Annotated in this window: 13 protein-coding genes; 7 read left to right on the top strand and 6 right to left on the bottom strand. The window is 42.3% G+C overall.

Going from position 1 to position 11,909, the window contains the following annotated elements:
* The first annotated feature begins 16 nt into the window (after positions 1-16).
* Positions 17-1,300: a phosphoribosylamine--glycine ligase gene (purD, locus tag M1F26_RS01830; RefSeq protein WP_140172905.1), complete on the top strand. Its 1,284-nt coding sequence runs from the start codon at positions 17-19 to the stop codon at positions 1,298-1,300.
* Positions 1,301-1,619: 319 nt separating this feature from the next.
* Here purD and M1F26_RS01825 read toward each other — a convergent pair whose 3' ends face one another.
* The 6 genes from M1F26_RS01825 to nudC form a co-directional block, all read right to left on the bottom strand.
* A complete protein-coding gene (locus M1F26_RS01825) occupies positions 1,620-2,264 on the bottom strand; it encodes a DUF1481 domain-containing protein (protein WP_306803984.1) in 645 nt (214 codons plus the stop codon).
* A 71-nt stretch (positions 2,265-2,335) separates the two neighbouring features.
* Entirely contained in the window at positions 2,336-2,608 is a 273-nt protein-coding gene (locus tag M1F26_RS01820; protein WP_004264522.1) for an HU family DNA-binding protein, read from the bottom strand.
* A gap of 199 nt (positions 2,609-2,807) precedes the next feature.
* Positions 2,808-3,395 carry a YjaG family protein gene (locus M1F26_RS01815; RefSeq protein ID WP_102140164.1) on the bottom strand — a complete coding sequence of 196 codons (588 nt, stop codon included), beginning with the start codon at positions 3,393-3,395 and terminating at the stop codon, positions 2,808-2,810.
* A 74-nt stretch (positions 3,396-3,469) separates the two neighbouring features.
* A complete protein-coding gene (gene nfi, locus M1F26_RS01810) occupies positions 3,470-4,141 on the bottom strand; it encodes a deoxyribonuclease V (protein WP_140172917.1) in 672 nt (223 codons plus the stop codon).
* 109 nt (positions 4,142-4,250) lie between these two features.
* On the bottom strand, positions 4,251-5,315 hold the full coding sequence (gene hemE, locus M1F26_RS01805; RefSeq protein WP_125895123.1) for a uroporphyrinogen decarboxylase: 1,065 nt from the start codon (positions 5,313-5,315) through the stop codon (positions 4,251-4,253).
* A gap of 92 nt (positions 5,316-5,407) precedes the next feature.
* Positions 5,408-6,199, bottom strand: coding sequence for an NAD(+) diphosphatase (gene nudC / locus M1F26_RS01800; protein WP_140172906.1), 792 nt, complete (start codon positions 6,197-6,199; stop codon positions 5,408-5,410).
* Between the two features lie 249 nt (positions 6,200-6,448).
* On the opposite strand from nudC, the gene M1F26_RS01795 reads away from it, so the two are divergent.
* Genes M1F26_RS01795 through M1F26_RS01770 form a run of 6 tightly spaced genes read left to right on the top strand, consistent with a single transcriptional unit; the run spans position 6,449 to position 11,764 of the window.
* Positions 6,449-7,501, top strand: coding sequence for an ABC transporter substrate-binding protein (locus M1F26_RS01795; protein ID WP_140172907.1), 1,053 nt, complete (start codon positions 6,449-6,451; stop codon positions 7,499-7,501).
* 28 nt (positions 7,502-7,529) lie between these two features.
* Entirely contained in the window at positions 7,530-8,345 is an 816-nt protein-coding gene (locus tag M1F26_RS01790; RefSeq protein ID WP_125895119.1) for an alkaline phosphatase family protein, read from the top strand.
* Positions 8,345-9,247 (top strand): ABC transporter permease, encoded by a 903-nt coding sequence (locus tag M1F26_RS01785; protein ID WP_140172908.1) that lies wholly within the window; start codon positions 8,345-8,347, stop codon positions 9,245-9,247. Before M1F26_RS01790 ends, M1F26_RS01785 begins: the two co-directional genes overlap by 1 nt.
* Complete coding sequence (locus tag M1F26_RS01780; protein ID WP_140172909.1) at positions 9,237-10,067, top strand: ABC transporter permease; 831 nt, start codon at positions 9,237-9,239, stop codon at positions 10,065-10,067. Before M1F26_RS01785 ends, M1F26_RS01780 begins: the two co-directional genes overlap by 11 nt.
* Positions 10,067-11,083: an ABC transporter ATP-binding protein gene (locus tag M1F26_RS01775; RefSeq protein ID WP_140172918.1), complete on the top strand. Its 1,017-nt coding sequence runs from the start codon at positions 10,067-10,069 to the stop codon at positions 11,081-11,083. Before M1F26_RS01780 ends, M1F26_RS01775 begins: the two co-directional genes overlap by 1 nt.
* Before the next feature lie 18 nt (positions 11,084-11,101).
* Complete coding sequence (locus tag M1F26_RS01770) at positions 11,102-11,764, top strand: HAD family hydrolase (RefSeq protein ID WP_140172910.1); 663 nt, start codon at positions 11,102-11,104, stop codon at positions 11,762-11,764.
* Positions 11,765-11,909 lie beyond the last annotated feature (145 nt).

Below are 11,909 nucleotides of genomic sequence, written 5' to 3'. Positions count from 1 at the left end.
TATTAGGAGCCTAGTAATGAATATTTTGATTATTGGTGGCGGTGGCCGTGAACATGCCTTAGCGTGGAAAGCGGCTCAATCCCCTTTAGCAGATAAAGTGTATGTTGCCCCGGGCAATGCAGGCACAGTATTAGAACCATCCCTTGAGAACGTTAATATTTCTGCAACCGATATTGATGGGTTGCTGCAATTCGCTAAAGAAAAGCAAATTGGTTTAACGATTGTCGGCCCTGAAGCACCATTAGTTATTGGTGTTGTAGATGCATTTAAGGCTGCTGGCTTAACTATTTTTGGTCCAACCAAAGGTGCTGCTCAGCTTGAAGGCTCTAAAGCATTTACTAAGGACTTTTTAGCTCGCCATCATATTCCTACCGCGGCCTATGAAAATTTTACTGAGATTGAACCTGCTTTAGCTTACTTAGATAAAGTCGGTGCGCCAATCGTGATCAAAGCAGATGGCCTTGCAGCGGGAAAAGGTGTTATCGTAGCCATGACTCTGCAAGAAGCAAAAGAAGCTGTTCATGACATGTTAGCGGGGAATGCCTTTGGTGATGCAGGACATCGTATCGTGATCGAAGAGTTTCTTGATGGTGAAGAAGCAAGTTTTATCGTTATGGTAGATGGTGAAAATGTCATTCCAATGGCAACTAGCCAAGACCATAAACGTGTCGGTGATGGTGATACAGGTCTAAATACAGGTGGAATGGGCGCTTACTCCCCAGCTCCTGTTGTGACAGATGAAATACACCAGCGCGTGATGGAACAAGTTATTTATCCAACTGTTAAAGGCATGGACCAAGAAGGAAACCGCTATCAAGGCTTCTTATACGCTGGATTAATGATTGATAAAGCAGGTAACCCAAAAGTTATCGAATTCAACTGCCGTTTTGGTGATCCTGAAACTCAACCTATCATGATGCGCTTGCAATCAGATTTAGTTGCTTTATGTTTAGCGGGGGCGAAAGGTGAGCTGGCAGGTAAAGATTCATTATGGGATGAGCGCCCTGCTTTAGGGGTAGTAATTGCTGCGGGTGGTTACCCAGGTGACTACCACAATGGCGATGTAATTTCAGGTTTACCAACCACCGAAGCGGCTGATAGCAAAGTTTTCCATGCGGGTACTCGCATGAAAGATGGAGAAGTCGTGACTGCCGGTGGTCGCGTCCTATGCGTAACAGCATTAGGTAATGATATCGCTAAAGCGCAAGCCAAAGCTTATGAAGTGGCAAAAACCATTCACTGGAATGATAGCTTCTACCGCAACGACATCGGTTACCGCGCTATTGCTCGCATAAAATAATACAAAGCACCAAACCATTTACTGAGCTGATAAGAGGAAACTTTTATCAGCTTTTTTATTGTTGTTTGTACTATCAAACAAGCACTCTAAGAATTTCTGTTCGTAGCTAGACGGCAAGGTGACTAGGCTAAGTCACCGCGGCCAACAATGCTGAAGGTCGAAAGGCTACGAGTTGACGAGCAAAAATATCGGCTCTAAGTATTTCAATTCAGAGCTAGGCGGCAAACGAAGATATCTTAGGGAGCATACATAAGTATGTGACCTAAGTAGCTGAGAGCAGCCAACAACGCTATGGATTGAAAGACGACGAGCGGAGATATTACAACGAATCTTTAGAAGGTTGCCAGCGGCAAAAATCCGTGTCAGCCACCATCAAAAGCTGATTCCCCTCAGAAGATTCCAACCACGCTAAATTTAGCTGGGAATGCCACACTTTCGCACGGCTCTGTAACCAATTTTCAGCATAGGGCTCAAAAGTCACTTCGCGTACATCACCTTCACAAGTCGTCACTTTACCTTGTTGCCAGCGACCTTGATAAAGTTTGACGCCGCCAACAATAAGTGCGGTGTTTGTCTCGAGTATACGTTCAGCTTCAAAGCGCCAACGCGTAATTTCATCCGTTGAAAGAGGTGTTTTATAGCCGTCTTGAGTACGCTGCATAAAAATAACCTCATTATTTTTATCGAAGCGTAATTGTTCGGTGATATCACCGTTTTTTTGATTCAAGATTTGGCTGCGAATTTGCCACAGATTGCCTGAACGATATTCAAAGAAATTAACGGAAGTGTCTGTACCTTTATAGGGGCTATAAACCACCATTAAGACCAGAGGCTGGCTTTTTGCATCATTAAGTCGCCACATACGAATGACGCCATCATCGGCAATAAAACCACTTGCACTAAACTCAGGGAGCTTTGGTGCATTAGAAGAACAGGCGCTTAGCATTGAGATAGTTCCCAACACCAGCAACCCTTTTTGAATAAACAAAAGGGGTAGTTTTTTACCCCCTCTGGTGATTCGGCTGTACAATGTTCTTATTTTACAGCTTCTTTCAGTGCTTTACCGGCAGAGAAAGCAGGCACAGTTGTAGCAGGAATCTGGATTTCTGCTTTAGTTTGTGGGTTACGACCAGTACGCGCAGCACGATGGCTAACTTTAAAAGTACCGAAACCGACCAGTTGGACTTGTTCGCCTTTTTTCAGCGTTTCAGAAATAGCATTCAGAGTAGATTCTAATGCTGCTTTTGCCTGAACTTTGGTCAGGTCCGCTGATTCTGCGATAGCATCAACTAATTCAGTCTTATTCATAAATTATCCTTACACAGTGTGTTTATCGTTTGCAAAGCATCGAGTGCGTCGGATATGCCAAATTGACAGCCCCTGATACACGCCCCCGATAGCCACTTCTTCTCGCCCCTAAATGTAGACCAGAGTAGGGGCAAATGTGAAGTCTTAGTACTCAGCATTACTGCGTCAAGTCACGTTTTCGATAATGAAAATGCAAAAATCAGCTTAAAGTAATACCTATATTGCTCACCCCCGCTTCGCGTAGGTCAGATTTTAATCCTTTAATTAACTCTAAGTCGCGCTCTTCACAAGCTGCCAGTAACCGGAAAATGTCCCACTGGATATCCCATTCCTCTTCAACGGCCGGGATTTCTTTGAGTTCTTCTTCTGTCATTTCCCGCCCTGCTTGAGTCATTTCGAGCATGGCAACCGTACGAATGGATGCTTCGCTAACCAATATTGCGTGCTCAAGGGTTTCACCACTCAATTTCGAATGGATAATTTCACCTAACGCAATACAGGCATCAATAGCTGGATACACACCATACATATCGAAATCATCCGCTGATGGGATAATTTCTTCTAATTTTTCTAACTGACTGTCGAAATTGACTTTGCTATCTTTAATGACCAAAGTTTCCCAAACTAAATCAAGGATGGAACGATAAACTTTTGCATCGGCAAATTCAGTTTGCAGACAAAACATCTGAAAGTTGGGATACATTCTTTCACATAAGCTTGCCATGAAAGTCGTGTGTTGCCAGCTTTCTAATTTTTCCAACCTCAAATGAATGGGATTTCTTAACATAATTTCTGACTCATCAATCTTAATACTTCGCAGTTTACCTGAAAATCTGTCAATGCCACATATTTTGCTGATAATTAGCTGATTTTCTCATTCATTCGCTTAAAAAACGTTCGATTCGATGCAATTCCGTCAGCAAAACGCGTCGGTTCTGGCAACCGATAACCTTTTAGACACTGCTTTACCCACTCTAAGGAAGAGGAAAAACCTACTTTATGACCAGGTGAAACATATAATGGTTTGCAGCGTTTTTTGCTCCGCAATACCCAACCGAGTTGATTTTCACCTGCCATTAATGGCTGAACACTTTCGGGTTCTTCACTTAACTCAAACGCATCACCACATAAACGGCTTTTTGCAACGCCAATTGTAGCTATATTAGCTTGTAACCCAAAATGGCAGGCAACACCAAAGCGCCGTGGATGTGCAATCCCTTGTCCATCCACGAGTACTAATTCAGGCTTATTTTGTATTTTTTCCCACGCCGCCATTAACCCAGGGACTTCACGAAAAGAAAGTAACCCCGGTATATAAGGCAATTGAGTCGGTATTCGTGCTATTTGATACTCAACAAGTTCTAACTGTGGCCAAGATAATACAGCTACCACTGCACGCGTAATAGCGCCTTGCTGTTCAAAGCCCACATCCGCTCCACCAATCAGTTTGAGTGGTGGAAGTTCATCATGCAAAATGATTTTTGAAGCTTGGCTAGTTTGTTCTGTTCGTAACCGTTGGGTATCTAAAACCATCATGCGTCCATTGCTTATGAGATTTAATTATTCTTAATCATAGATGATAATGGTGTACTTACAAGATCCTATAAATACACCATAAATCAAGAACATCAATAAATGATAATTATTGATGATATTGGCGGGATAAACGGTGAACAGCATCCACAAATGCACCAGCATGCTCAGGCGGAACATCCTGATGGATACCATGGCCTAAATTGAATACATGCCCTTCACCTTGACCGAAGCCCGATAGAATATTTTGTACTTCTTCTTCTATACGCGCAGGTGGTGCGTACAACATGGATGGGTCCATATTTCCTTGCAGGGCAACTTTATCACCAACACGACGACGAGCATCGGCAATTTCAGTCGTCCAATCAAGGCCTAATGCATCACAACCCGTTGCTGCCATTTCTTCTAACCACTGACCGCCACCTTTAGTGAATAAGGTCACAGGCACACGGCGACCATCATTTTCACGAATTAAGCCATCAATAATTTTATGCATATAATTCAGTGAAAACTGTAAATAATCACGCTTAGTTAATACGCCACCCCATGTATCAAAAATCATCACAGACTGTGCACCAGCACGAATTTGCGCATTCAAGTATAAAATGACGCTATCTGCCAGTTTATCCAATAACAAATGCAATGAATTCGGATCTTCGTACATCATCTTTTTGATTTTGGTGAAGGCTTTGCTACTGCCGCCTTCCACCATATAAGTCGCCAGAGTCCACGGACTACCGGAGAAACCAATGAGTGGCACATTACCGTTAAGGGCTTTGCGTATGGCACGAACGGCGTCCATCACATAACCAAGTTCCATTTCAGGATCAGGGATAGGGATATTTTTTACATCCGTTGCGCTCATAATCGGTTTATGGAAACGGGGGCCTTCTCCCGTTTCAAAATATAGCCCAAGCCCCATTGCATCAGGGATGGTAAGAATATCAGAAAATAAAATTGCAGCGTCTAATGGAAAACGACGTAATGGCTGCAATGTTACTTCACAAGCCAATTCGGTGTTTTTGCACAGAGCAATAAAATCACCAGCTTCCGCGCGTGTTGCTTTATATTCAGGCAGGTAACGCCCTGCTTGACGCATCATCCATACAGGGGTCACATCTACAGGCTGACGTAGCAAAGCACGTAGATAGCGGTCATTTTTTAACTCAGTCATTATTTACTCCATTATTATAAGTGGCCGCCGCAAGTGGCTAAGAGCGAAGTTCATTATTGTATCATGTTAATGATAACAATATCAGCGCTGTGCTATTCGCCCGTTTCATATTCACTTTGACGACACAATGCGACCGTATCTTCAATCAAACGCCTAGCTATGGTGTCCGCGGGTGGGATCAAAGGCAGTTCATTGTAATGATACCAATTTGCGCTCACCAACTCCTTCGGGTCTACTTTAATATCACCACTCTCATAATCCGCGAGAAAGCCCATCATTAAAGAATGAGGAAAAGGCCATGGCTGTGAAGATACGTAGCGAATATTTTTCACTTTTATATTGCTCTCTTCCATGACTTCGCGCATAACAGCCTCTTCTAGTGTTTCACCCACTTCAACAAAGCCCGCTAATACGGTAAATAATGGATTTTGCGAATGGCGCCGGTGCTGAGCTAATAGAATATGGTCATCACGGCGGATCCCCACGATAATGCAAGGGGCGATCTGCGGGTAATAACGCTCATGACAATGATCACACAAACATGCCCACTCTGTTTCACTATGGCGCATTGCGGTACCGCAATAGCCACAATAGCGGTGAGAGCGATAGAATTCTGCTAATTGCACACCTCGCCCAGCGAGGCGAAATAAGCCTTCATCTTGCGTAGCAACAATACGGGGAGAAGCCATATCTGATGGCATTTTTTCGGCTATCAACCAGACGATTTCCCCTTGCCACTCACCAATGGGTGTTGCTGTTTTTCCTTCTAACAAATAGTCCTTTGCCATACCTCGAGGAATGTCTCCATGAGGTAACCACAAACGCCCGGAAAAACAGATAAACCACCAACCACTTTCTGTTCCTGATAATCTTAACTTATTCATTTTTCACGTCTTTTGTCAGTTTTTATTGTCGATAAAATAAATCTATTAATGACACAATATACTTTTTTGACACAAAGTCATTCAAACGTTTGTTTCATTGTTTTTCTTTAGCAATTTTGACACTTTTTAGACGTTCCATTCCATAAAATGTCTAAAAACTGTCATAAAAGGATCAACTAACTGTCACGTCTTAAAATTAGGATGCTAAGTAACCAATACGGTTCACCGTTCTTCAAAAGTGAGAAAATAATGAAAACTATCGTTCCTGCGATTTTACTATCATTGACCGCATCCAGTGTGACATTAGCTGCCGAGACTAATTTAACAGAATTAATCAATGCAGCGAAAAAAGAAGGACAAGTTTACAGCGTTGGGATGCCTGATACTTGGGCGAATTGGAAAGGAACTTGGCAAGACTTAGCGACACAATATGGGTTGAAACATCAAGACACCGATATGAGCTCCGCCCAAGAAATTGCCAAATTTGCTGCTGAAAAAAATAATGCGACAGCAGATATTGGTGATGTCGGTGCTTCTTTTGGGCCTGTTGCCGTGCTAAAAGGAGTAACTCAGCCTTATAAACCAACAACTTGGTCACAAATTCCTGATTGGGCAAAAGACAAAGATGGCCATTGGGCTTTAGCCTATACGGGGTCTATCGCTTTTATGATCAATAATGATTTAGTAAAAGATGCACCGAAAAGCTGGGATGACCTACTCAAAGGGAAATATAAAGTCACCGTTGGGGATGTTGGAATCGCTGCACAAGCCAATAATGCTGTACTGGCCGCCGCATTTGCCCGTGGTGGAGACGAAAATAACCTAAAGCCTGCCATTGAATTTTTTGCTGAACTCGCCAAACAAAAACGCCTATCCGTTAATGACCCAACTGTCGCAAATATCGAAAAAGGTGAAGTCGAAGTTGGCATCTTATGGGACTTTAACGCACTGAATTACCGTGACCAGATCAATCGCGATCGCTTTACGGTTGTGATCCCATCTGACGGTTCTGTCATTTCAGGTTACACCACAATCATCAATAAATTTGCCAAAAACCCAAATGCAGCAAAATTAGCTCGTGAATTTATTTTCAGTGACAAAGGCCAATTAAACCTTGCTGAAGGCTACGCTCGGCCAATTCGTGCACAATATCTAACATTACCTGACGATATTAAAGCCAAATTATTACCAGAAGAACAATATAAAAATGTTCAGCCAATTAAAAATGCAGATGGCTGGGAAAAATCGTCTCGTAATCTCCCTAAAATGTGGCAACAGCAAGTTTTGATCCACCAGCAGTAATTTAATGAATTGATTTTAGGAAAAATTAATGTCTGAAAAAGTCATACTTGTTGTCCTAGACGGTTTAAGTTATTCAGTAGCCCATCATTGTATGGGCTATCTCAACGGCTTAGTCAAAGCCGACAGCGCAACATGTTACCAATTAGAGTGTGAGCTTCCTTCGATGTCTCGTCCTTTATATGAATGCATACTAACAGGCGTTCCTCCGGTCAAAAGCGGTATTGTGAATAACCAAATTGTCCGTTTATCCCATTTTGACAGCATATTTTCTCTCGCGCGCCTTGCCGGCAAAACGACCGCTGCCGCTGCTTATTATTGGGTGAGTGAACTGTATAACCGGGCACCTTTTGTTGCCTTACGAGACCGTTTCACCCACGATGATTCACTCGCTATCCAACACGGCTGCTTTTATCAAGCAGACCATTACCCTGATGACCATTTATTTGTCGATGCGGAATATTTACGGACTCAATTTAACCCTGATTTTTTATTGATCCACCCTATGAACATAGATGATACAGGGCATAAGTTTGGCTTTGATTCCCCACAATACCGTAATGCAGCACGCCATGCAGATATTATCCTATCGAATTATATTCCTACATGGGTTGAGCAAGGTTATCAAATTCTGATCACAAGTGACCATGGGATGAACAATGATCGTAGCCATGGTGGAACGCTCCCCGAAGAGTGCTTAGTACCATTGTTTGTGATCGGTTCGCAGTTTTCTCATCAACCCTGCAATATTGAGCAAACTGCAATTTGCGGAACCATTTGTCACTTACTTGGTGCCAACTCTCTCGATAAACCAGTTTGTGATGCGCTGTTACGAGGAGATTTGTAATGGCTGATATCCCTGCTCCCTGTGAACAGACATACCAACAACAGGGAAAAACTGCCATGTTGAAAAAACGCTTTGCTCGTTTTCACTGGCGAGCCGCACTGCTACTTTTGCCATTCTTTGTGTTGTTTAGTCTATTCCAAATCGCCCCAATGATTTGGGTGCTCATTAATAGCTTTATCTACGAAGAAACATGGTCATTCGGTAACTATCTTGAAGTATTCAATAATGATTTTTACTTGCAAGCGTTTGAAAACACGTTATGGCTTTCCGTTATTTGTAGTGTGATTGGCTTATTGATTTCCAGTATCACGGCATTTTCCATTTATAAAATGCAAGGGAAAATTCGCCGAATAATGATTTCCTTCACCACCATGGCCAGCAATTTCAGCGGGGTTCCCCTTGCTTTCGCATTCATTATTATTTTGGGCTTCAATGGGGCGATTACCTTACAACTCAAATCATGGGGGATTATCGAAGATTTTAATATATACAGCGCCAGCGGCTTAATGCTGCTATATGTGTATTTTCAGATCCCATTAGGTGTGTTGTTGCTCTACCCCGCCTTTGACGCACTAAAACCGGAGTGGGAAGACGCAGCGAAAACGATGGGTGCAAGTAAGCTAACCTATTGGTTGAAAGTCGCTATTCCAGTGCTTTCTCCTGCTTTACTTGGCACTTTTATTATCCTAATTGCGAATGCAATGGGCGCATACGCCAGTACTTATGCGTTAACGAGTGGTAATTACAACCTTGTGACTATCCGAATTGCCAGTTTAGTTTCCGGTGATTTATTTCTCGAGCCGAATATGGCTGCTGCGTTATCAATGCTACTTATCGCTATCTTAGCTTTTATAACTTCCATCCATCATTGGTTAATCAAGCGGAGCTACCATGCAAAATAATAATGCGATTAGCCCAGCCATAACCAATGGCAATAAATCCTCTGGGTTATGGCTTCATAAATTAGTACTAATCTGTGTTGCTAGCTTATTAGCGCTACCGATTATCGCCACATTTTTGTATTCCATCGCAAGCTCTTGGGGGGCCACTGTGCTACCTGATGCCTTGTCGATTAAATGGTATCTACAATTGTGGCAAGACCCGCGTTTTCTCATGGCATTTGGTCGTTCATTAATAATTTGCTTTGGTACGTTACTGGTTAGCACATTAATTATTTTACCCATGACGTTTGCGGTATTTTATCGGTTCCCCAAACTCAAAGGGATGATGGATTTACTCATTATTTTGCCTTTTGCGATCCCGCCTGTGGTCTCATCGGTGGGCTTGCTGCAAATATTTGCTGATGAACCATTCATGTTAGTTGGCACACCTTGGATCCTGATTGGTACCTATTTCACCATCACGTTACCTTTTATGTATCGTGCGCTTGCGAATAGCTTCCAAGGCATTAATTTGCAAGACTTAATGGATGCTGCACATTTACTCGGTGCCAGTACATTCCAAGCCTTCATGATGATTGTGTTACCGAATATTCGCAAAGGTATGTTGGTTTCATTATTAATTTCATTTTCATTTTTAATGGGTGAATTTGTGTTTGCCAATATCCTTGTGGGAACACGTTATGAAACTTTGCAAATCTATCTTTTCAATATGCGACAAACCAGCGGACACTTCACTTCTGCCCTGGTGATGTCTTATTTTCTATTTACCTTATTGCTGACGTGGTTAGCAATGCGATTAAATCGTTCAGGAGATGAATGATGAGTTATGTTATTGCAGAAAATTTAGCCAAATCTTTTGGCACTAATCAGGTATTTGCTGATATTCAATTTACTATCGAAAAAGGTGAATTTATTACCCTACTAGGGCCAAGTGGTTGCGGAAAGTCTACCTTATTACGCTGTATTGCAGGGCTTGAACAACTTAATCATGGTGAACTTTATATTAATCGCCAGAATGTAACCCACCAAGCCGCGCAACAACGCGGAGTGGGTATGGTGTTCCAAAGTTATGCTTTATTTCCCAATATGACTGTGGTTGACAATATCGCGTTTGGTTTAAAAATGCGTAAAATTGATAGCCAAGCCAGATCTAAAGCAGTCGCTGAAGTGATTGAATTAGTTGAATTACAAGGAAAAGAACAACAATTCCCCCATCAACTATCAGGGGGACAACGCCAACGAGTAGCACTCGCAAGAGCATTAGTGATGAAACCGCAAATTTTGTTACTTGATGAGCCGCTTTCCGCTCTTGATGCACGGATTCGCAAGCACTTACGCCAGCAAATTCGCCAAATTCAACGTGAATTAGGCTTAACCACCATTTTTGTTACTCATGATCAAGATGAAGCGATGATCATGTCCGATAGGATCTTTTTGATGAATAAAGGGCAGATCGTGCAAAGTGATACGGCAGAGAATATTTATACCCAACCAGCAACAGAATTTGTCGCTCGTTTTATGGGCCATTACAACCTTGTTGATTCCGAAAAGGCCAATACGATGTTAGGCCTTAATTTACAAGGTACACTTGCTATCCGCCCTGAGTCTATATATGTCAAAGAAGCGGGGCGCCAATACGGTAGCCATATTTCTCACCCTGTTGATGCCGTGATATTGGACCATCAGTTGCTTGGCAATATTATTCGTTATAGTGTGAATACCCCTGCAGGTGATATGACGGTGGATTTACTTAACCGCTCATCTGAGCGTTTATTTGAACCTGGAACTCGCCTTGAACTTATGTTTAATAAAAATGAAATTCGCACACTTAGTTAATAAGTAGATAGGAATATAATGCAAAACCGACTGGCCATTTTTGACTTAGATGATACGTTAATTCAAGGTGATAGCAGTGTATTGTGGACACAATATCTGTGGGATAAGCAAATCATTAGCGACCCACAATTTGTGGAGGCAGATAAAGCCATGATGGCGCAGTATAATGCAGGCACTTTGGATATGCCGACTTACCTGCATTTTAACCTACAAACCCTCGCCAATGTAAAAGCTGAGCAAGTGGATATCTGGTTGGATGATTTCGTACAAAACGTGATTTTACCGCGAGTCTACCCTGACGCCATTAGAACGATCGCAAATTATCGAGCTAAAAGGATCCCAATTATTGTGATCTCCGCAACCGTTTCATTTATTGTGAAAAAAATTGCTGCGAAACTAGGTGCGGATGTCGCGATGGGGATCGATATCAAACAACAAGATGGTTGCTACACCACAGAGATCGACGGCATTCCAACCTTTAAAGAAGGTAAAGTCAAACGCCTATTAGCTTGGGTCCGTCACCAACCGATCACTGACGCCTATGTGTATTTCTACACCGACTCCGCCAACGATCTCCCGATGTGCCAATTTGCCGATGAAGTATTTATTATCAACGGTGACCAACGCCTAACGCAAGCCGCACTCGAACACAATTGGCCGCAATATACTTGGGGTTTGTAAGCCCAATTTTAATTTCAAACTTGATTTTAATTTTGGTTTTAACTAACTAATCTTTTCAAAGGTTCCTCTAAATTATTCGTGCTAGAGAAAGGAGATAAATAGAATTATCCCGATGAGCATACATAAGTATGTGATTCGGGTAAAT

The organism is Providencia sp. PROV048 (assembly GCF_033688165.1).
Taxonomy (GTDB): Bacteria; Pseudomonadota; Gammaproteobacteria; order Enterobacterales; family Enterobacteriaceae; genus Providencia; species Providencia hangzhouensis.
This window is presented reverse-complemented; position numbering and strand designations above follow the sequence as displayed.

Excerpts from the sequence above, each read along its gene's own strand:
- purD (WP_140172905.1), top strand. The coding sequence starts at position 17 with ATGAATATTTTGATTATTGGTGGCGGTGGCCGTGAACATGCCTTAGCG.
- M1F26_RS01820 (WP_004264522.1), bottom strand. The coding sequence starts at position 2,608 with ATGAATAAGACTGAATTAGTTGATGCTATCGCAGAATCAGCGGACCTG.
- M1F26_RS01815 (WP_102140164.1), bottom strand. The coding sequence starts at position 3,395 with ATGTTAAGAAATCCCATTCATTTGAGGTTGGAAAAATTAGAAAGCTGG.
- nfi (WP_140172917.1), bottom strand. The coding sequence starts at position 4,141 with ATGGTTTTAGATACCCAACGGTTACGAACAGAACAAACTAGCCAAGCT.
- hemE (WP_125895123.1), bottom strand. The coding sequence starts at position 5,315 with ATGACTGAGTTAAAAAATGACCGCTATCTACGTGCTTTGCTACGTCAG.
- nudC (WP_140172906.1), bottom strand. The coding sequence starts at position 6,199 with ATGAATAAGTTAAGATTATCAGGAACAGAAAGTGGTTGGTGGTTTATC.
- M1F26_RS01795 (WP_140172907.1), top strand. The coding sequence starts at position 6,449 with ATGAAAACTATCGTTCCTGCGATTTTACTATCATTGACCGCATCCAGT.
- M1F26_RS01790 (WP_125895119.1), top strand. The coding sequence starts at position 7,530 with ATGTCTGAAAAAGTCATACTTGTTGTCCTAGACGGTTTAAGTTATTCA.
- M1F26_RS01785 (WP_140172908.1), top strand. The coding sequence starts at position 8,345 with ATGGCTGATATCCCTGCTCCCTGTGAACAGACATACCAACAACAGGGA.
- M1F26_RS01780 (WP_140172909.1), top strand. The coding sequence starts at position 9,237 with ATGCAAAATAATAATGCGATTAGCCCAGCCATAACCAATGGCAATAAA.
- M1F26_RS01775 (WP_140172918.1), top strand. The coding sequence starts at position 10,067 with ATGAGTTATGTTATTGCAGAAAATTTAGCCAAATCTTTTGGCACTAAT.
- M1F26_RS01770 (WP_140172910.1), top strand. The coding sequence starts at position 11,102 with ATGCAAAACCGACTGGCCATTTTTGACTTAGATGATACGTTAATTCAA.